Origin of the sequence: Prevotella sp. P6B1, assembly GCF_000702825.1 — a bacterium.
GTDB lineage: Bacteria > Bacteroidota > Bacteroidia > Bacteroidales > Bacteroidaceae > Prevotella.
Window position 1 is genome coordinate 478,002 of sequence record NZ_JNKF01000012.1, and the last position, 20,315, is coordinate 498,316.

At 48.5% G+C, this 20,315-nt stretch carries 19 protein-coding genes; all 19 read right to left on the reverse strand.

Features of this window, described 5'->3' with window-relative positions:
- Position 1 precedes the first annotated feature (1 nt).
- Positions 2-196: a 50S ribosomal protein L29 gene (gene rpmC / locus T495_RS0108880; protein ID WP_013065209.1), complete on the reverse strand. Its 195-nt coding sequence runs from the start codon at positions 194-196 to the stop codon at positions 2-4.
- Between the two features lie 6 nt (positions 197-202).
- Positions 203-631, reverse strand: a complete 429-nt coding sequence (gene rplP, locus T495_RS0108885) for a 50S ribosomal protein L16 (protein ID WP_028902374.1) — start codon at positions 629-631, stop codon at positions 203-205.
- 25 nt (positions 632-656) lie between these two features.
- Positions 657-1,379, reverse strand: coding sequence for a 30S ribosomal protein S3 (gene rpsC, locus T495_RS0108890; protein WP_013064542.1), 723 nt, complete (start codon positions 1,377-1,379; stop codon positions 657-659).
- Between the two features lie 2 nt (positions 1,380-1,381).
- Positions 1,382-1,789, reverse strand: coding sequence for a 50S ribosomal protein L22 (gene rplV, locus T495_RS0108895; RefSeq protein ID WP_028902375.1), 408 nt, complete (start codon positions 1,787-1,789; stop codon positions 1,382-1,384).
- Positions 1,790-1,834: 45 nt separating this feature from the next.
- The gene (gene rpsS / locus T495_RS0108900; protein WP_013065476.1) at positions 1,835-2,101 is read right to left on the reverse strand and encodes a 30S ribosomal protein S19; all 267 of its coding nucleotides are present in this window, start codon (positions 2,099-2,101) and stop codon (positions 1,835-1,837) included.
- Positions 2,102-2,122: 21 nt separating this feature from the next.
- Positions 2,123-2,950 (reverse strand): 50S ribosomal protein L2, encoded by an 828-nt coding sequence (gene rplB, locus T495_RS0108905; protein WP_013064908.1) that lies wholly within the window; start codon positions 2,948-2,950, stop codon positions 2,123-2,125.
- Positions 2,951-2,955: 5 nt separating this feature from the next.
- A complete protein-coding gene (gene rplW / locus T495_RS0108910; RefSeq protein ID WP_028902376.1) occupies positions 2,956-3,303 on the reverse strand; it encodes a 50S ribosomal protein L23 in 348 nt (115 codons plus the stop codon).
- A 16-nt stretch (positions 3,304-3,319) separates the two neighbouring features.
- Positions 3,320-3,949 (reverse strand): 50S ribosomal protein L4, encoded by a 630-nt coding sequence (rplD, locus tag T495_RS0108915; protein ID WP_028902377.1) that lies wholly within the window; start codon positions 3,947-3,949, stop codon positions 3,320-3,322.
- Position 3,950: 1 nt separating this feature from the next.
- Complete coding sequence (gene rplC / locus T495_RS0108920) at positions 3,951-4,565, reverse strand: 50S ribosomal protein L3 (protein WP_028902378.1); 615 nt, start codon at positions 4,563-4,565, stop codon at positions 3,951-3,953.
- Between the two features lie 702 nt (positions 4,566-5,267).
- Entirely contained in the window at positions 5,268-7,769 is a 2,502-nt protein-coding gene (locus T495_RS0108925; protein WP_051651954.1) for a hypothetical protein, read from the reverse strand.
- The gene (locus T495_RS0108930) at positions 7,766-8,647 is read right to left on the reverse strand and encodes a GLPGLI family protein (protein WP_197020372.1); all 882 of its coding nucleotides are present in this window, start codon (positions 8,645-8,647) and stop codon (positions 7,766-7,768) included. Before T495_RS0108930 ends, T495_RS0108925 begins: the two co-directional genes overlap by 4 nt.
- Positions 8,648-8,666: 19 nt before the next feature.
- On the reverse strand, positions 8,667-9,902 hold the full coding sequence (locus T495_RS14925; RefSeq protein ID WP_155993552.1) for a hypothetical protein: 1,236 nt from the start codon (positions 9,900-9,902) through the stop codon (positions 8,667-8,669).
- Between the two features lie 15 nt (positions 9,903-9,917).
- Positions 9,918-11,537: a M56 family metallopeptidase gene (locus tag T495_RS0108940; protein ID WP_033148355.1), complete on the reverse strand. Its 1,620-nt coding sequence runs from the start codon at positions 11,535-11,537 to the stop codon at positions 9,918-9,920.
- A complete protein-coding gene (locus T495_RS0108945) occupies positions 11,530-11,892 on the reverse strand; it encodes a BlaI/MecI/CopY family transcriptional regulator (protein ID WP_028902381.1) in 363 nt (120 codons plus the stop codon). Before T495_RS0108945 ends, T495_RS0108940 begins: the two co-directional genes overlap by 8 nt.
- A 221-nt stretch (positions 11,893-12,113) precedes the next feature.
- Complete coding sequence (gene rpsJ, locus T495_RS0108950; protein ID WP_013064715.1) at positions 12,114-12,419, reverse strand: 30S ribosomal protein S10; 306 nt, start codon at positions 12,417-12,419, stop codon at positions 12,114-12,116.
- Positions 12,420-12,500: 81 nt separating this feature from the next.
- A complete protein-coding gene (fusA, locus tag T495_RS0108955; protein ID WP_028902382.1) occupies positions 12,501-14,627 on the reverse strand; it encodes an elongation factor G in 2,127 nt (708 codons plus the stop codon).
- Between the two features lie 34 nt (positions 14,628-14,661).
- Positions 14,662-15,138 (reverse strand): 30S ribosomal protein S7, encoded by a 477-nt coding sequence (gene rpsG, locus T495_RS0108960; RefSeq protein ID WP_028902383.1) that lies wholly within the window; start codon positions 15,136-15,138, stop codon positions 14,662-14,664.
- Positions 15,139-15,290: 152 nt separating this feature from the next.
- On the reverse strand, positions 15,291-15,671 hold the full coding sequence (gene rpsL, locus T495_RS0108965) for a 30S ribosomal protein S12 (protein ID WP_013063973.1): 381 nt from the start codon (positions 15,669-15,671) through the stop codon (positions 15,291-15,293).
- Positions 15,672-15,945: 274 nt separating this feature from the next.
- The gene (gene rpoC, locus T495_RS0108970) at positions 15,946-20,277 is read right to left on the reverse strand and encodes a DNA-directed RNA polymerase subunit beta' (protein WP_033148356.1); all 4,332 of its coding nucleotides are present in this window, start codon (positions 20,275-20,277) and stop codon (positions 15,946-15,948) included.
- Positions 20,278-20,315 lie beyond the last annotated feature (38 nt).

Here is a 20,315-nt window from a genome sequence, read left to right on the forward strand (position 1 = left end):
GTTATTTATTAAGTTCTCTCTGATGAAGTTCTGATTTCATACGTGCGATGTCGCGACGAGCTGCCTTAATCTGAGATGGATTCTCAAGTGGGGTGATTGCGTGGTTCAACTTCATCTGGTTGTACTTTGCAACCTCAGCCTCAATGCGCTCTGCCAGATCCTTGGTCTCGAGCTCTCTTACTTCTTTAATCTTCATACTCAATTAAGCGTTTTTATCGAAATCACGTCTTACAACAAACTTAGTCTTTACGGGCAGCTTCTGAGCACCGAGGCGCAGAGCCTCTTTAGCGATGTCGAAAGGAACGCCCTCTACTTCAAAGAGAATACGGCCTGGTGTAACAGGTGCAACCCATCCTGCGGGATCTCCCTTACCTTTACCCATTCGCACATCAGCAGGCTTGCGGGTGATTGGCTTATCAGGGAAGATGCGAATCCATACCTGACCTTCACGGTTCATGTAACGATTGATAGCAACACGAGCTGCCTCAATCTGACGGCTGTCGATCCACTTGGCATCCATAGTCTTGATACCGAAAGATCCGAAAGCCAGTGTTGTTCCTCTGTGGGCGTTGCCTTTGTTGCCGCGTCCATCCTGAGGTCTTCTATATCTTACTCTTTTGGGCTGTAACATAATAAGTTTCTACTTTAAATCGTTATTACTTCTTCTTATTACGGAACTTTCTGTCACGACCATTACCGCCGTTAGAGCGACCATTTGATTTCTCCTGAGTGAAGTTAGGTGCGAGATCAACATTACCATAGATCTCACCACGGCAAATCCATACCTTAATACCCAGAATACCAACCTTGGTCAGAGCCTCAGCGTGGCAGTAGTCAATGTCAGCACGATAAGTATGCAGAGGAGTACGACCCTCCTTCAGCATCTCGCTACGTGCGATTTCAGCTCCATTAAGACGACCTGAGATCTGAACCTTGATACCCTCGGCACCAGCACGCATCGTGTTCTGGATAGCCATCTTGATGGCACGACGGTAAGCGATCTTGCCCTCTACCTGGCGAGCGATGTTGTTGGCAACAATCGTGGCATCGAGCTCAGGGCGCTTTACCTCGAAGATATTAATCTGAATCTCCTTGTCATAGAGCTTCTTCAGTTCTTCCTTCAGTTTGTCGACATCTTGTCCACCTTTACCAATGACGAGACCTGGACGGGCTGTGCAAATAGTAATGGTAACCAGCTTCAATGTGCGCTCGATGACAATCTTTGAAACGCTAGCCTTAGCCAAGCGCTCGTTCAGGTACTTACGGATTTTCTGATCCTCTACCAGGTTATCTCCGAAGTCCTTGCCTCCGAACCAATTTGAATCCCAACCTCTTACGATTCCAAGACGGTTGCTAATTGGATTAACTTTCTGTCCCATACTTATTCTTTTACATCATTAGTTTTAGCATCAACAAACAGAGTCACGTGGTTAGAACGCTTGCGGATACGATAGCCGCGACCCTGTGGTGCAGGTCTCATTCTCTTCATTGTAACACCCTCGTCAACGAATACGCGAGTTACATAAAGCTCACCGTCCTCTGCCTTACGCTCATTCTTGGCTTCCCAGTTGGCGATGGCCGAACGGAGGAGTTTCTCTACATTTGCTGCAGCTGCCTTCTTTGAGAATCTCAGAACACCCAGTGCGCGATTCACCTCCATGCCGCGGATCATGTCCACTACATAGCGCATCTTGCGGGGTGAAGAGGGGCAGCCATTCAGCTTGGCAAAATACTGTGTCTTAAGTGCTGCTTTTCTTTCTTCAGCCTTAATATGTTTTCTTGCTCCCATTTTAATTCTTAATTCTTAATTCTTAATTCCTAAATTTCCCTGGGATTACTTCTTGTTACCGGCGTGACCACCGAAACGACGGGTAGGTGCAAACTCTCCGAGCTTGTGACCAACCATGTTTTCTGTAACGTAAACAGGGATAAATTTGTTACCGTTATGAACTGCAACAGTGTGTCCCACGAAATCGGGTGAGATCATTGATGCTCTGGCCCATGTCTTAACGACATTCTTCTTACCACTCTCATTCATAGCGAGAATCTTCTTCTCGAGTGATACGTTGATGTATGGACCCTTCTTTAATGAACGACTCATAATTTACTCTAATTAACTTGTTTACTTCTTGTTAGCTCTTTCAATAATGTACTTGTTTGAAAGCTTCTTAGGTGCACGAGTCTTAAGACCCTTAGCGTACAAGCCCTTACGTGAACGTGGGTGACCTCCAGACTGACGTCCTTCACCACCACCCATTGGGTGATCATGTGGGTTCATAACTACACCACGGTTGTGAGGACGCTGACCCAACCAGCGAGAGCGACCAGCCTTACCTGATGCCTCCAGAGCGTGGTCTGAGTTACCTACACTACCTACAGTAGCCTTACAAGCTGAGAGAATCTGACGAGTCTCGCCTGAAGGAAGCTTGATAACACAATAGCTACCCTCACGAGAAGTCAACTGAGCGAAATTACCTGCCGAACGAACGAGCTTGGCACCCTGACCGGGACGCATCTCGATGTTGTGGATCACTGTACCAACAGGGATGTTGGCCAATGGAAGCGCATTACCTACTTCGGGTACCGCGTCTGCACCTGACATCAGAGTTGCACCAACCTGCAGTCCATTAGGAGCAATGATATAACGTTTTTCACCATCAGCGTAGAAAAGGAGTGCAATGCGAGCTGAACGGTTAGGATCGTACTCGATTGTCTTTACTACAGCTGGAACACCATCTTTCTCTCGCTTGAAGTCGATCAGACGATACTTCTTCTTGTGACCACCGCCCATGTAGCGAACAGTCATCTTACCGGTGTTGTTTCGACCACCGGTTGAACGCTTACCGTAAACGAGAGACTTCTCTGGCACGGATGCAGTAATATCCTCGAACGTGCCAATAATCTTGTGTCTTTGACCCGGAGTTACGGGCTTTAATTTACGTACTGCCATTTTTATTACTGAATATTGCTATAAAAATCAATTACATCGCCCTCTTTCAGAGTAACGATTGCCTTCTTGAACGCGTTCTTCTGACCCTTGATCAGACCAGCCTTAGTGTAGCGTGAGCTACGCTTGCCGGCGTAACGAACAGTGTTCACGTCGATTACTGTAACATCGTACAGAGCCTCAACCTCATTCTTAATCTCGAGCTTATTAGCCTCAGGACGAACAATGAAACCATACTTGGCCTCAGCCTTCTTGGTACGCTCCTCGCCCTTTACCTTATAAGTTTTCTCTACAGAAGACTTGTCTGTAATCTTGGTCATCTTCTCAGTGACCAGGGGTTTAATGATAAATGCCATATCCTTAGTCCTCCTTTTACTTGTTTAAGATACCGTCGATTGTCTGGAGAGACTTCTCAGTGATAACGAGCACATCAGCGTTCAGCACCTTGTAGGTGTTAACGAGTGAAGCCTCCATTACCTCTGCACCCTGCAGATTGCGAGCCGACAGATATACATTGTTATTAGTACCTGACATTACGAAGAGAGTCTTCTTGCCGTCAACCTTCAGGTTCTTTGCAATGTTGATGAACTCCTTAGTCTTTGGAGCCTCCATAGTGAAGTCCTCAACAACTACGATTGCATTCTCCTGAGCCTTGTATGACAGAGCTGACTTACGAGCAAGAGCCTTCACCTTCTTATTCAGCTTGAAGCTGTAGTCACGAGGTGTAGGACCGAATACACGACCACCACCACGCAGCAGAGGTGAGTTGATATCTCCGTGACGGGCACCGCCGCCACCCTTCTGACGTCCAAGCTTACGAGTAGAACCAGAGATTTCGCTTCTCTCCTTAGACTTAGCTGTACCCTGACGCTGGTTAGCGAGATACTGCTTTACATCCAGATAAATAACGTGATCATTAGGTTCAATTCCGAAGATAGCCTCGTTCAGAGTTACCTTACGTCCGGTCTCCTGACCTTTGATATTCAATACGCTAACTTCCATCTTACTTGTTAATTAAAACAGTTGAACCATTATAACCAGCGCAGCTACCCTTTACAAGAATCAGGTTGTGCTCTGGAATCACCTTTAACACTTTGAGGTTCTGAGTAGTAACTCTGTCGCCACCCATCTGGCCGCCCATGCGCATTCCCTTGAATACCTTGGCGGGATAAGAACAGGCACCGATAGAACCTGGCTTACGCAGACGGTCGTCCTGACCGTGAGTAGCCTGGCCTACGCCACCAAAACCATGACGCTTCACAACGCCCTGAAAACCTTTACCTTTTGAAGTTCCTACAACGTCAACAAACTCGGCACCCTCGAAGATGTCGACTGTAACGGTGTCACCGAGATTCAACTCGGCATCAAACTTGAACTCGGCCAAGTGGGCCTTTGGTGTAGTGTTAGCCTTCTTGAAGATACCCATCATTGCTTTGGTGGTATTCTTCTCCTTCTTCTCACCGAAGGCGAGCTGAACAGCCTTGTAGCCATCCTTCTCAACAGACTTAACCTGAGTTACAACACAAGGACCAGCTTCGATAACAGTGCACGGTACATTCTTACCGTCGGCACTGAAAACGGATGTCATTCCGATTTTTCTTCCAATTAATCCTGGCATTTCAGTTTAAAAATTAATAATGTTTATAAAATATATAATAAATGTTCCTTTTTAAGTGGCTCCCGCATCTTCCGCGCGCATAAAACACCCACTTAAAAAGGAACTTCAACTACTTCGTCTTCGAAGGCTAAGTCGCTATTTATCAGGGCATTGTTAGCTCCACGGCCAGCGCAATACTCACTTTTGCGGGTGCAAAGGTACAAATAATATATAACATACGCAAACTTTGTTAATTGTTAATAGTAACTTTTAAGATTTTTTATACTATCAAGGAGCCGAATCTTCATTTTCTGCCCTTAAAATCCGTCTGCGAACTAAGATAGTTGTTACTACCTATGCGCTGCTGTGCCTGCAACTGGGCAGCCACAAACTATCAAACACTTTTTAGGTTTCGATGAGTTGATTTTGAGTTTTTGGAGGTTTTTTACTATAAAACCTCTATTTTATTATATATAAAAAATTAATTTTATAGAGTTAGATACCCAGAAACTCAATACATATCAGTTATACACCTGTTAACCAAGCAGTTACACGATTCAAAACCTCACTCAAAAACTCAAAGAAAGTTCTACCGGGTGTAGCTACGACAACAGGAGGGCCAAGCCCCCTCTACCCTAACACTAACCCCGCTTTAGTGTCATACTATCGCGGGGTTAGTGTCATACCATCACGTATCTAGTGTCAGGGTAAAATCAGTATTGGCTATAGCGAGAACTGAGCTGAGAGGACTAGTTCACGGGGGCGGAGAACATAGCTCGTGGTTGAGGTGGCGATGCCAGTGTAAGTAGTCTCCTCGTAGGCCTGCTTATTGAAGATATTCCGCAACAGGACCTTCAGTCGCACCTTCTTCAGGCGCCAGGCAACCGAGGCGTCGCTGAGCAGGGCATTCAGGGTATGGCCCGCCTGCAACTCGTTGCGATGATGGACGAACTTCCATGAGAGATCAACCTTGCCGATGGTAGAAGTGAGCGACAGACGCTGACGCCAGTTGAAGAGCGAAGTACGCTGACTACCAGACGCCTTATTGGCATACAACGAGAAGTTGCCCTCATAGTCGAACTCACACCACTCGGGCGACACGATGATGCCAGGCGTGAACGTGAGCGACTGAGTGGTATAGTCGTACCACTCATCTGCCGACAGCTGACGGCCCTTACTGAGTGAGCCATTCACACCAAGGCTCAGTTTGGTCTTGATGGTATAGAAGCCCTTCGACACAGTAGCACTTCCGCTCAGGCGGTCGCTCTGACTGTGCAGTTCCTTGAGTGTGTAATAATAACAGCCATCGATAATCTGCATGTCGTTGGTAGCATTGTTCCAGCTACGCTGCGCCGACAGGTTGACTGTAGCAAAGAACTCACGAATGGGACGCTTGTACCGATAACCTAACGTGGCAGCCAGCTGACGACTGACTGGTATCAGATCGCTGGCCTTATACCACGTGCGGTAGTTGCGACGGTAGGTGTCAATCGCATAGTTCTGCATACCGGCCGCACTCTGGCTATAATAGCTAAAGAAGCGGAACTCAGAACGGGCATCAGGATCCCAATAGGCCGAAAACGAAGGATGCAGATAGAGCATCGACTCCTGTTGACGGACAAAACGTTCAAAAGTCATCACTGGCGTAAACGAGATATTGACTTTTTGGGTACGATACTGCCAGCTGGGACGGAGATCCACTGTCAGGTGGAGGTTGTCGGTCTCATTCACGTGTACATCCTCACCTTCTACACTCAGATTGTAGCTCTGCGTAATGCAGCCAATCTTACGTTGCCACCCTAACAGGTGGGCAGTATGCCAGAGGTTGGTACGCAGCCGGTTACGCTCCGCATCGAGATAGAGATCGCTAACGCTATGATGGTAGTCGAGGATAGATTTCCAGGTGAGCTGTGCCCCACTCTTCATCGGATACATACGATACAGCGAGCCCTCCAGATTAAGCTGGGGCACACGAATGCGCTGCACAGGCGCATCACCGCCCAATACCGACAAGCCATCATCCTGACTGGCACCAATGCGGAGAAGTTCGTTACCATAGGACTTATCGGTGTTCACCTTATGCTCCACCTCTGCGGCGAAATGATCGGTGATGATGGTTTTCTGCTGCTGCTCGGTGGTCACGGTAGGCATATCGCCATCGAGATCATAAGCCGTTCGGTTAGCGGTAGTCTGGCGAATCACGCTACGGTCGTATGCCGCCGCCACACGCAACTCATTGTCGGCCTTGGTCTTACGGATACTGTTCAGCCCATAGCGCTGCGAGGTATTAAAGCGCAGACGATCCTCGTCGAGCGGTGAAGAAAGGGATGGCACACTATACCATGAAGGGATATCGGCAGCATCAAGACGGTTATAGTTTGAGCCCAGGATAAGGTACGACTCACTGAGGTCGACACCCTTACGGTCGTAGGCCATGTCGTACATCAACTGCTTTTTCTTACCTATCTGTCGGACATTAGCCGTACCACCCACATGCATTGGATCGCCCACCAGCAGGTAGGGCGTAAGTGTGGCCATCAATCGGTCGCGCGCCTCATCCTTCAGTGTGATGTTCATGCCTACGTCATCGGAGTACACCTTGTCGCGCAGGGCCTTCACAGGCTGGTCGTGCTCCACTATCTCGGCTTTCTTCACATCCTTGGCACGGATATTCTCCGTCAGCTGATTGTAGCGTCCGCCCGAAAGGTCGAGGCCTTCAACGGTAAAGCGTTTCACCACCTGATTGTTATAATAGATCCTACCATTGGATGCCACATCCACACCAGGCAGTTTCTTCAACACATCCTTCAGCGAGTTGTCGCGCTCATTGGTGAAGCGTGTCAAGTCGAAGGTGATGGTGTCACGTCCGGTAACACGACTACCCTGCACCTTCACCTCCTTCAGAGCAAACGACTGCGAGGGAAGCGAAAGTGTGACAGTCTTGTCGGCCTTCATCGGCACACCACGCCGGCGCTTGCCATAGCCGAGCATGGTAGCCTGGAGCTGGTCGCCCATCAACACCTGATCAACAGTAATAGCAAACTCACCATTCACGTTGGTACGCGTGAACTTCACGGTCTTACCCTTACGCAGATACATCACACTGGCACTGGCCAACCGCTCGTGGGTGGCAGAATCCTCGACTACGCCATGCACCGTTACCTGAGCAGAGGCACCAAGCGCCTGCATAAGCAACAGCATCAACAGAATGACACCGTTTTTCACTGCAGCTCAATGAGATTAAACTTGGGTCGATCAATCTTATCGAGTTTCGAGCCGTCGGAGTTCATGATCACAATCTTAGCCCCAGTGCCCGCCATCTGCTTGAGCACATCATTCGGATCGTAGCTCTCCTTCAAACGACGGAAGTCCTTCTGACTCACTTTCTCACGTTTCATCTTGATGAAGGTAATCGGTTCGCCATCGGGCTGTTCCATTCCCTGTCCGTCGAAGATGAACTGACGACTGCTGTCGTAGGCCTTGAGAATGAGACCAGGCAGACCGCGCAGTTTCCATGGTCCCTCGTCGAAAGGGATATCCTCGGTGTACCAGGCATACCACTGGCGGCCTTTGAAATGGGTGGTAGCCAACTGGCAGGGATAACCCATGATGTCGGCCGTTGAATCGGGCAGTATGGTCCATTCGGGTGTTTCCATCTTCTCCTCTATCTGGCACTTAGCCTCACCCGCCGCATCAAGCATCAACGTCTTACCTTTCTCTGGATAGTTCTTATAGAACTCCATCGAGAGGATACCAGCCTTGGGCAGGTCTCTCAGGTCAAAATCCCCCTTTTCTATCTTCTCACGCATCAACTTCATGCGAACCGCAGCCGAATAGCTGTAGAACTTCGACACGCCATCGGCACTGATGTCCAAGCGCATCTCGTCGTCGCGATACTTGTAGGGCTTAGTTAGCGTATCATTGATAGCTTTCGACTGATAAGTGATACGATAAGCCACCTTAGCTATGGTCAACGTATCGCTTTTCCCACTCATTTTCTTGGCGGCAGTCATCACGCTTTTGTCAATCACCATGCCACTCACTTGTTGTGCCTGCACCATCACACTGACAGCCAACAGGGCGGAAATCATAAAAGTTCTCATATGTAAATCGTTTTTTAAGTTATTTTTTTCTTTTTGCCTTAAATTTCTCGCGCAGTTCATAGATGCGGAGCATCTCCTTGGCTTTCTCTATCATCTCCGTTAGCTTTTCGGTGGGTTTGTCAACTTGGGCGGCTTTCTCAACAAACAGCTGATAGTAGGCTTTGCCCTGCTCCTCATCCTTCAACAGATAGGCATATGCATTGGCGATGTTATAGTAGGTGGCTACCGATGAGGGATTATACAACAGATGCTCTTTCCAGGCAGCTACTGCCTCAGGATACTTATGCGTCAGATAATACCCCTCGCCCTCCGACAAGGTGATTGCCTTCATAACGGTGGTGTCGGGAAGCATCAGCTCCTTAGCTAAAGACAGATAGTTCAGTCCTTCAGGATAACGCTGGGTGTCGACACACACCACACCAAGACGGTAGGCACAGCCATGATGCTTCATGCCACTGGCAATAAAAGCCAGCTGGAGGTACTTATAGGCCAGTTCAAGACTGTCGATACGCGAATAGCTCATGCCTGCCGAGTAAAGGGTATTGAAGGTAGAGTCGCCTTGCTGCAGCAATCGGTCGTAAGTCGCAGCTGCCTGAGGGAATTGGCGGTCGAGGAAATAGGCATCAGCCACAGCACGGTTCACCAGGATATTCGTAGAGTCCTTGGCAAAGTACTCCAAACCGTATTCCAAACCCACTTGGGGCTGTTCATTCTGCGCGAAAGCCAAGGTCAATCCTGCAACCATCTCACCATCCATGGGGAAACGCCTCACCAACTCCGATGTCCAATAGATATACGAATCAACATCGCCCTGCTTCTGATAGCTGAGAGCCAGTTGGCGGAAAGAATCATGCGAAAGCGAATCCTCAGGTATTTTTTTCAGGAGCTCAGCACTCTCACGATAGTTTGCTCTCTTGTAATAGCAGTCGGCCAGCTTCATCTGAACTGCACAATCAACTATCGCGCTCTGTTCGGCAGATTGTTTAAGCCGCTCGATGATTTCATGCTGCCTTTCCTGAGGCAATTTCTCGAGATGTTTCAGGGGAAGATCAAGATGTTCTACTGCCTTCTCCTGACTTCTTTTCTTTGCCAAATCATAAGCTTTCTGATAATGCTTCAGCGCCTCGAAGGTATTGAACTGCTGCATACAACTGTCGCCAGCCTGCAAATGAATGGCAAGCGAGTCTAAACCCTCGCCCCTGACAGGGGTTACCGCCATAAGGGCGAGGGCAATCATAGTTAACACTATTTTCATGATTAAGAGAGAGTTTTATTGTTTTTTCTTTATACTGATAAGGATTACACCGTTTTTGGCCTTTTCACCATATTTCTCAATGGCCGTTTTCTCCTTCAGCACATTCATGTGGTCGATAGACTTAGGATCCAACTTACCCACTTCCTCAAGCGTCATCTCCTTACCATCGACATAGATTAAGGGCCTTTCAGAACGCTGCTCATGGAGTCCTTTCCTGCCAGCCTCATAACCTGCCGCATAGGCAACCGACTTCTCTGCGAGAGCATCTTTAGAAGGACCATACTCAAGACGGAAGTTCAAGGGAACGGTGTATTTCACACGAACCGCTTCACCATCCTGTCTGCCAGGTATCCACTTGGGCATAGAACCTACAACACGGAGGGCTTCAGCATCGAGAGAGGGTGCGACAGACTTTTTAACCTGCGGCTCTGTTACTCTGCCATCCTTCTCTACTACAAAGGAAACGATGACACGCCCCTGGATATTAGCATTCTCAGCCTCAGCAGGATACTGGATGTTGCTTGCCAGATACTCAAAAAGCTTTGAAGCGCCACCAGGGAATTGCGGCATCTGTTCTGCAACATCGTAAGTCTTGTCAGATGTTGGCTCAACCATTTCCTCTATAGCTGGTGGCTCGGCAATCTCTGATTTCTTCTCGTCAGTCTCCACTATCTGTAGCACTTTCTTACCACCTATATTAATGACCGTATTCTTCCTGCCTTTTTTGATAGGCATCTGCTTCTGCGGCTGGGCATATACATAATCGGTTACGGTCTCCGCATTCACTGCAAGCACGGCACCAATGATTGGCAAGAGAGCGAGCAACTTCAACAGACTACGACGGGGAGATTGCGTGTGCAACATCATGCTAATGCGGTTTTTAAGGGTACTATGCGAGATACCATTAGCAAGAGAGTAGCCACCGATGTTTGCCGCCTTGGCGATTAACAGGTATTGATATTGGCGGGCATTGATCCCTTGAGAGAGTACGGCCCCGTCGGCCTCGTATTCGTGGATGGCACGCAGATCACTGCGCAACATCCAGATGGCAGGATTAAACCATTGGAGAGCGGTGAGGGTATCGACAAAGAGCAGGTCCCACGAGTGATGAAGACGGATATGCCCCCGCTCATGGGTAAGTATCGCCACATTCTGTTCCTCATAGTCACCACGGTTCATCACGATAAACTGCATCCAACTGAATGGTGCCAAATCGGGAGCATCAGTCACACATATGATAGTACCATCATCCTGCGGATGCTTTTCGCTTTTACGTATCAAAGAAACAATCCTGAACAACGACCAAAGGGTATGGGCAAGTGTGGCAGCCATGCCTATGAAGAACAGGGTTACGACAACCGACTGTAAAGTTGTATATCCATGCATCTCGGATGGCAAGTCATCCGCAACAGCGGAGAGAGCGCCGAACGCGATAGTAGGCTTAGACTGTAAAACCACTGTTTCGTGCATCGTGATGACACAAACGGGCAGTACAAACGATGCCACGGCCGTTGCTAAGAGCACGATGCGGTTGACGCGGTGAAAGGTTTCACGAGCCAACATCAGGCGGTAGAACATATAGAATACCGCCAAGAGGGCAGCCACCTTCAGGTCGTAGGTCAGGAATTCAATCATTGTTACTTTCTATTTGATCGATAAGTTCTTTAAGTTCATCAACGGAAATCTTCTCTTCCTTAACGAAAGCTGAGACAGCCGACAGGTAAGAGTTATTGAAATAGTTCTTGATCACACCGGCAATGGATTTACGACCGTACTCAGCCTCGGTAATGAGGGGATAGTACTGATAGGTATTACCAAACTGTTTATGATCCAGATAACCTTCTTTCTCCAGGATGCGAACCATAGTAGATAGTGTATTGAAATGCGGGCGCGGCTCGTCGTAGTACTCCAAGAGTTCCTTGACGAACATCGGACCATGCTGCCAATACAGATCCATAATCTCCTTTTCCTTATTAGTCAACTTTTTCATATTCACTATAGTTTACCTTAAGTTTCAACAATAAATCTACTCGTTGATATCACAATTTGAGCGCAAAGTAACTAAAAGTTTTCGTTATATACAACTAAAAGCTATAGTTTTTAAACTAAATTAATTAGTTCTCTATCGTTTTAACGATTATTCAGGCATAGGAACAAAAAAGCAGCGTATCCTTGAGAGATACGCTGCTTTATAATCAGATAAAGTAAAAACTATACCTTGATCTCAACCTCAACACCGCTGGGGAGCTCGAGCTTCATCAGAGCATCAACAGTCTTAGCAGTTGAGCTGTAGATGTCGATCAGACGCTTGTAGTCTGAGAGCTGGAACTGCTCACGAGCCTTCTTGTTAACGAAGGTAGAGCGGTTAACGGTGTAGATACGCTTGTGTGTAGGAAGGGGAATAGGACCGCTGATGATAGCACCTGTGGCCTTAACAGCCTTCACAATCTTCTCGGCTGACTTGTCTACGAGTTTGTGGTCGTAGCTCTTCAGCTTGATACGAATTTTCTGACTCATTGTCGTTTTAATTGTTTAATTGTTATTTAAAAGGAGGTGCTGCTAAAGAGTCATTTGCTCAGCAGCACCCATTTGTTTTCTTTATACGAGGTCGGCACGGCCCTTAACCTCCTCCAGAACTGTCTTAGCGATAGAGCTTGACAGAGGAGCGTGGTGATCGTACTCCATTGAGCTGGTAGCACGACCAGAGGTGATGGTACGCAGAGCGGTTACATAACCGAACATCTCTGACAGGGGCACCTGAGCCTTAACGACACGGGCACCGCTACGAGCCTCTTCCATACCCTCTACCTGGCCACGACGCTTGTTCAGGTCACCGATAACGTCACCCATGTTCTCCTCAGGTGTTACAACCTCGAGTTTCATGATAGGCTCCATCAGTACGGGCTTAGCCTGAGCACATGCGTTCTTGTATGCCTGCAGAGCAGCGATCTCGAATGAGAGCTGGTCAGAGTCAACGGGGTGGAACGAACCGTCGAGTACAGTAACCTTCAGTGAATCCATTGGGTAACCACCGAGGATACCATTCTTCATAGCGTTCTCGAATCCCTTCTGGATAGATGGGATGAACTCCTTAGGAATGTTACCACCCTTAACCTCGTTAACGAACTGCAGACCGCCGTCCTTAGCGATATCCCAATCGTCGTCAACAGGACCAACGTTTACGATGATATCAGCGAACTTACCGCGACCACCCGACTGCTTCTTGTAAACCTCACGGAGGTTAACAGTCTTGGTGATGGCCTCCTTGTAGTTAACCTGAGGCTTACCCTGGTTACACTCAACCTTGAACTCACGCTTCAGACGGTCGATAATGATATCGAGGTGAAGCTCACCCATACCAGAGATAATGGTCTGACCACTCTGCTCGTCGGTACGTACGGTGAATGTTGGGTCCTCTTCGGCCAGCTTAGCAAGACCGTTGTCGAGCTTAGCAACGTCGGCCTGAGACTTAGGCTCAACTGCGATAGAGATCACAGTATCTGGGAAGCTCATTGACTCCAGAACGATAGGTGCATCCTCAGAGCAGAGGGTATCACCAGTACGGATATCCTTGAAACCTACACCTGCGCCGATATCACCAGCGTCGATGCTCTCCATAGGAATTTCCTTGTTTGAGTTCATCTGGAACAGACGGCTGATACGCTCCTTCTTACCCGAACGTGGGTTGTAAACGTATGATCCGGCAGTGATCTTACCAGAGTAAACACGGAAGAATACCAGACGGCCCATGTATGGGTCGGTAGCAATCTTAAAGGCCAGAGCCGAAGTAGGCTCGTCCTCAGAAGGCTTACGATCTTCCTCCTCATCGGTATCGGGGTTAGTACCCTTAATAACCTCTACGTCAACAGGTGCGGGCAGGAATGCACATACGTAGTCGAGCAGAGGCTGTACACCCTTGTTCTTATATGAAGAACCGAGCAACATAGGAGTACAAGCCATTGAGATAGTACCCTTACGGATAGCTGCGATGATCTCCTCCTCAGTGATTGAGTTAGGATCGTCGAAGTACTTCTCCATCAGAGCCTCGTCGTACTCTGCGGCAGCCTCGAGCAGCTTGTTACGCCACTCGTCGCACTCTGCCTCAAGGTCGGCAGGGATATCCTCAACATCGTACTCAGCACCCATGGTCTCATCGTGCCACAGGATAGCCTTCATCTTGATCAGGTCAACCAGACCCTTGAAGTTCTCCTCAGCACCGATGGGCACCTGGATAACAACAGGGTTAGCACCCAGAATGTCCTTCATCTGCTGAACAGTCTCGAAGAAGTCAGCACCTGAGCGGTCCATCTTGTTAACGTAACCGATACGGGGTACGTTGTACTTGTCGGCCTGGCGCCATACAGTCTCAGACTGAGGCTGAACACCGTCGGCAGCAGAGTAAGTAGCAACAGCTCCATCGAGCACACGCAGTGAACGCTCTACCTCAGCGGTAAAGTCAACGTGTCCCGGAGTATCGATCAGGTTGATCTTATACTGCTTACCGTTGTAGTTCCAGTTACAGGTGGTAGCAGCAGATGTGATAGTAATACCACGCTCCTGCTCCTGAGCCATCCAGTCCATGGTAGCAGCTCCATCGTGTACCTCACCAATCTTATGAGTCTTACCTGTGTAGAACAGGATACGCTCAGAAGTGGTTGTCTTACCGGCATCGATGTGAGCCATAATACCGATATTTCTTGTTAAATGTAAATCGCGGTTTGCCATTGTTTTGTATCCTTTTAACTTCTTACCTTATTAATTAGAAACGGAAGTGAGCAAATGCGCGGTTAGCCTCAGCCATACGGTGCATATCCTCCTTACGCTTGTAGGCACCACCCTGGTTGTTGAAAGCATCCATAATCTCAGCAGCCAGCTTGTCAGCCATTGACTTACCGCTACGCTTGCGAGCGAACTGAATCATGTTCTTCATTGAAATGCTCTCCTTACGGTCAGGACGGATTTCTGTAGGTACCTGGAAAGTAGCACCACCGATACGGCGGCTCTTTACCTCTACCTGTGGAGTGATGTTATCAAGAGCCTGCTTCCAGATATCAAGGGCAGACTTCTCCTCATTGCTCATCTTGGTCTTCACTGTCTCCAGTGCATTGTAGAAGATTTCGTACGACTTGGTCTTCTTACCATCAAACATCAGGTGATTTACAAACTTAGACACCTTCTGGTCGTTGAATACGGGATCGGGAAGGATCACACGCTTCTTGGGTTTTGCTTTTCTCATTTTGTTTTTGAATTAAAATTCTGCTTGAGGGCTGTTCTTACTTGTTCTTCAACGTCCTTCGCTCGGACATTTACTCAACCTTATAACATAGTCTCCAGCAAAACGGATTAAATTTCTTTTCTTTTTTGGCCTGACTGACCATCTCCGGTCATTTACTTCTTAGCCTTAGGACGCTTAGCACCATACTTTGAACGACGCTGTGTACGGTTAGCAACACCAGCGGTATCAAGAGTACCACGAACGATGTGATAACGTACACCTGGCAGGTCCTTTACACGACCACCGCGAACAAGCACGATTGAGTGCTCCTGCAGGTTGTGTCCCTCTCCAGGGATGTAAGAGTTAACTTCCTTCTGATTTGTCAGACGAACACGGGCTACCTTACGCATAGCCGAATTAGGCTTCTTAGGAGTTGTTGTGTACACACGTACGCAGACGCCACGACGCTGAGGACAGTTATCCAAAGCAGGTGACTTCGACTTGTCAACAATTACCTTTCTGCCTTTTCTTACCAATTGTGAAATTGTAGGCATAATACTTAACTTTTTTAATTTATATATGTTATTTTGTTTATAATCAGCGCTTTATACGCCCTATCTCGCTCAATATAGGCGTTTCGGGCTGCAAAGGTACAACTATTTTCCGATTCCACCTAACTTATATCGTTAAAAAGTCGACCAGACGCCACTATTTAACAAAGTATAACTATTTTTGAAATTATTAAGATTAAAACTTTCCATTAAACAGAAAAAAGAGTGCTGTAAACAGATTACAGCACTCTTGCATTATATCTGAACAAGGAAGTCCTTATTTCTCCTCGAGAATTGTCTCCTCAGCGAAGTCGAGAACATTCTTGCGGTTAGCCTGAATGCGCTCATATTCCTCCTTTGAGCCTACAACAATCTTCTCGAACTCACGCAGACCAGTACCAGCAGGAATCAGGTGACCGCAGATTACGTTCTCCTTCATACCTACCAAGTGGTCGACCTTACCGCGGATAGCAGCCTCGTTGAGCACCTTAGTGGTCTCCTGGAACGATGCAGCCGACATGAACGACTTGGTCTGGAGGGCAGCACGGGTGATACCCTGCAGAATCTGGGTAGATGTAGCGGGAACGGCATCACGAACCTGAACCAGACGGAGGTCACGACGCTTCAGCATAGAGTTCTCGTCACGCAGCTTACGAGCGGTAACGATCTGACCCTTCTGCAAGTTCTCTGAGTCACCAGCATCGGTAACAACCTTCTTACCCCAGATACGATCGTTCTCCTCAGCGAAGTCGAGCTTATCAACAATCTCCTGCTCGAGGAATGAGGTATCACCAGGCTCGTTAATCTGTACCTTACGCATCATCTGACGAACGATGATCTCAAAGTGCTTGTCGTTGATCTTTACACCCTGCAGACGATAAACGTCCTGAACCTCGTTCACGATATACTCCTGAACAGCGGTGGGGCCCTTGATGGCGAGGATATCGCCAGGAGTGATCACACCATCAGACAGAGGAGTACCGGCACGAACGGCGTCGTGTTCCTGTACCAGGATCTGCTTAGACAGTGATACGAGATACTTACGCTGTTCACCTGTCTTAGAGGTGACAATGATCTCACGGTTACCACGCTTAACCTTACCCATGGTGACCTCACCGTCGATTTCAGATACAACTGCGGGGTTAGATGGGTTACGAGCCTCGAAGAGCTCGGTTACACGAGGCAGACCTCCGGTGATATCACCACCCTTAGCAGCTGCACGTGGAATCTTAACGAGGGTCTCACCAGTCTTAACAGTCTGACCGTCCTCAACAACTACGTGACCACCCACAGGGAAGTTATATGTTCCGATGACCTCACCGTCAGCACCGATGACATCACAGGTAGGCACCTTCAGCTTATCACGCGACTCGGTAACGATCTTCTCGGTCAGACCAGTTGTTTCGTCGGTCTCAGCACGGAAGGTAACACCCTCGATCACATCATTGAACTTCAGGGTACCAGCATACTCGGTAACGATAACGGCGTTGAATGGGTCCCACTGAGCGATCTTGTCGCCCTTGGCAACCTCGTCGCCATGACTGAAGTAGAGTGAAGAACCGTAAGGAACGTTAACGGTAGAGAGCACGATCTTGGTATTGGGATCAACAAAGCGCATCTCACCCAGACGGCTGACAACCATCTGACACTCACGACCATCCTCGTCGAATGGTACGGTACGTACCTCCTCGAACTCGATCATGGCGCGCTCATATTTAGATACGATGCTGGCATTGGCAGCGGCGTTGGCAGCCACACCACCGGCGTGGAACGTACGAAGTGTCAGCTGTGTACCTGGCTCACCGATAGCCTGAGCAGCAATCACACCAACAGCCTCACCCTTCTGAACCATGCGACGGGTAGCAAGGTTACGTCCGTAACACTTCATGCAGACACCCTTCTTCGACTCACAGGTCAGCACTGAACGGATCTCAACGGTCTCGATATCAGAAGCCTCGATAGCGTCGGCGATGCTCTCGGTGATCTCCTCACCGGCCTCTACAATCACCTCACCAGTCTTAGGATTGATGACATCGTGAACAGATACACGACCCAGGATACGCTCAGACAGACTTGAGATAACCTCATCGCCATTCTTCAGAGCGGTGCACTGCAGACCACGGAGTGTTCCACAGTCCTCCTCGGTGATAATCACATCGTGAGATACGTCAACCAGACGACGTGTCAGATATCCGGCGTCGGCAGTCTTCATGGCCGTATCAGCCAGACCCTTACGAGCACCGTGAGTAGAGATAAAGTACTCGAGCACTGACATACCCTCCTTAAAGTTAGAAAGGATTGGGTTCTCAATAATCTGGTGTCCCTCGGCACCTGCCTTCTGAGGCTTAGCCATCAGACCACGGATACCAGAGAGCTGTTTGATCTGGTCCTTACTACCACGGGCACCAGAGTCAAGCATCATGAATACAGCGTTGAATCCCTGGTCGGCCTCGGTCATCTGCTTCAGCAGGATGTTACCGATATCGTTATTGACGTGGGTCCAGGTATCGATAACCTGGTTATAACGCTCGTTGTCGGTGATGAATCCCATGTTATAGTTGTCAGTAATCTGCTGAACCTCCTCATTACCCTTGGCAATCAGCTCTGCCTTCTCCTTAGGAATAATGATATCATCGAGGTTGAACGACAGACCTGCCAGATAAGCCATGCGGTAACCGAGGTTCTTGATACCATCAAGGAACTCACAAGCCTCAGCGAAACCTACATTCTTAATAACAGCAGCGATGATGTCGCGCAGACTCTTCTTAGAGATAATCTTATTAACATAGCCAACCTCCTTTGGAACGATGCCATTTACAATGACACGACCAACAGAAGTCTCTACCATATGACGCTCGGGCTTACCGTCAACGATATCGTCGACAACCACCTTCACCTGAGCATGCAGCTCACACTTACCTTCGTTGTAAGCAATGATAGCCTCCTCAGGACCGTAGAAAGTCAGACCCTCACCCTTAGCACCTGGACGAATCTTGGTAATGTAGTACAGACCAAGCACCATATCCTGTGAAGGCACAGTGATAGGAGCACCGTTGGCAGGGTTCAGGATGTTATGGCTCTGCAGCATGAGCAGCTGAGCCTCAAGGATAGCCTCATTACTCAGTGGAAGGTGAACAGCCATCTGGTCACCATCGAAGTCGGCGTTGAACGCGGTACAAGCCAGTGGGTGGAGCTGGATAGCCTTACCCTCAATCATCTTAGGCTGGAAAGCCTGGATACCCAGACGGTGCAGTGTTGGTGCACGGTTCAGCAGAACGGGGTGACCCTTCATCACATTCTCCAGGATATCAAAGATAACCGGCTCACGACGGTCAACAATCTTCTTAGCGCTCTTTACGGTCTTCACGATACCGCGCTCGATGAGCTTACGGATGATGAATGGCTTGTAAAGCTCGGCAGCCATCAACTTAGGCAGACCGCACTCACCCATCTTCAGCTCAGGACCTACAACGATAACCGAACGGGCAGAGTAGTCAACACGCTTACCCAACAGGTTCTGACGGAAACGTCCCTGCTTACCTTTCAGCGAGTCTGAGAGTGACTTCAGAGGGCGGTTACTATCGCTCTTCACAGCGCTCGACTTACGAGAGTTGTCGAAGAGTGAGTCGACAGCCTCCTGCAGCATACGCTTCTCGTTGCGGAGAATCACCTCAGGAGCCTTGATCTCCATCAGACGCTTCAAACGGTTGTTACGAATGATAACGCGACGATAGAGGTCGTTCAAGTCAGAAGTAGCGAAACGTCCACCATCCAGTGGTACCAGAGGACGGAGCTCAGGAGGAGTCACAGGGATAATCTTCATGATCATCCACTCTGGGCGGTTGATACCCTTCTCCACACTGCTGCGGAAGGCCTCAACAACCTGCAGACGCTTCAGAGCCTCGTTCTTACGCTGTACTGATGAATCGCTGTTGGCACGGTCACGCAGTTCGTACGACAGTGAATCGAGGTCGATACGAGTCAGCAGATCGTAGATGGCCTCAGCACCCATCTTAGCGATGAACTTATTAGGATCGCTATCATCCAGATATTCGTTATCGGGCGAAAGCTGATTCTCAATGATTTCGGTGTACTCATCTTCTGACAGCAGGTCGTACTGGTTGGCACCCAGGGCATCGTTGCCCTCTGCGTCCTTTCTACCTGCCATCGCACCTGGCTGGATAACCACGTAGCGCTCGTAGTAGATAACTGCATCGAGCTTCTTAGTGGGCAGACCAAGCAGATAACCGATCTTATTAGGAAGACTACGGAAATACCAGATATGAGCAACGGGCACAACGAGCTCGATGTGACCAGAACGCTCACGACGAACCTTCTTCTCAGTTACCTCGACACCACAACGGTCGCAGACAATACCTTTATAACGGATGCGCTTGTACTTACCGCAGGCACACTCATAGTCCTTAGTAGGACCGAAGATGCGCTCGCAGAACAAACCATCGCGCTCAGGCTTATAGGTACGATAGTTGATGGTCTCAGGCTTGGTAACCTCACCGAAGCTGCTCTCCAAGATCTCTTCGGGCGAAGCAAGTCCGATGGTAATCTTCGTGAAATTATTCTTTATTTTTGAATCTTTCTTGAAAGCCATATGTCAATTTTACTTTTTTCGTTTGTACTTATTTACCT

Bases quoted from the DNA above. Each gene is read 5' to 3' on its own strand.
- rpmC (WP_013065209.1), bottom strand. From the start codon at position 196: ATGAAGATTAAAGAAGTAAGAGAGCTCGAGACCAAGGATCTGGCAGAG.
- rplP (WP_028902374.1), bottom strand. From the start codon at position 631: ATGTTACAGCCCAAAAGAGTAAGATATAGAAGACCTCAGGATGGACGC.
- rpsC (WP_013064542.1), bottom strand. From the start codon at position 1,379: ATGGGACAGAAAGTTAATCCAATTAGCAACCGTCTTGGAATCGTAAGA.
- rplV (WP_028902375.1), bottom strand. From the start codon at position 1,789: ATGGGAGCAAGAAAACATATTAAGGCTGAAGAAAGAAAAGCAGCACTT.
- rpsS (WP_013065476.1), bottom strand. From the start codon at position 2,101: ATGAGTCGTTCATTAAAGAAGGGTCCATACATCAACGTATCACTCGAG.
- rplB (WP_013064908.1), bottom strand. From the start codon at position 2,950: ATGGCAGTACGTAAATTAAAGCCCGTAACTCCGGGTCAAAGACACAAG.
- rplW (WP_028902376.1), bottom strand. From the start codon at position 3,303: ATGGCATTTATCATTAAACCCCTGGTCACTGAGAAGATGACCAAGATT.
- rplD (WP_028902377.1), bottom strand. From the start codon at position 3,949: ATGGAAGTTAGCGTATTGAATATCAAAGGTCAGGAGACCGGACGTAAG.
- rplC (WP_028902378.1), bottom strand. From the start codon at position 4,565: ATGCCAGGATTAATTGGAAGAAAAATCGGAATGACATCCGTTTTCAGT.
- T495_RS0108930 (WP_197020372.1), bottom strand. From the start codon at position 8,647: ATGAGAACTTTTATGATTTCCGCCCTGTTGGCTGTCAGTGTGATGGTG.
- T495_RS14925 (WP_155993552.1), bottom strand. From the start codon at position 9,902: ATGAAAATAGTGTTAACTATGATTGCCCTCGCCCTTATGGCGGTAACC.
- T495_RS0108940 (WP_033148355.1), bottom strand. From the start codon at position 11,537: ATGATTGAATTCCTGACCTACGACCTGAAGGTGGCTGCCCTCTTGGCG.
- T495_RS0108945 (WP_028902381.1), bottom strand. From the start codon at position 11,892: ATGAAAAAGTTGACTAATAAGGAAAAGGAGATTATGGATCTGTATTGG.
- rpsJ (WP_013064715.1), bottom strand. From the start codon at position 12,419: ATGAGTCAGAAAATTCGTATCAAGCTGAAGAGCTACGACCACAAACTC.
- fusA (WP_028902382.1), bottom strand. From the start codon at position 14,627: ATGGCAAACCGCGATTTACATTTAACAAGAAATATCGGTATTATGGCT.
- rpsG (WP_028902383.1), bottom strand. From the start codon at position 15,138: ATGAGAAAAGCAAAACCCAAGAAGCGTGTGATCCTTCCCGATCCCGTA.
- rpsL (WP_013063973.1), bottom strand. From the start codon at position 15,671: ATGCCTACAATTTCACAATTGGTAAGAAAAGGCAGAAAGGTAATTGTT.
- rpoC (WP_033148356.1), bottom strand. From the start codon at position 20,277: ATGGCTTTCAAGAAAGATTCAAAAATAAAGAATAATTTCACGAAGATT.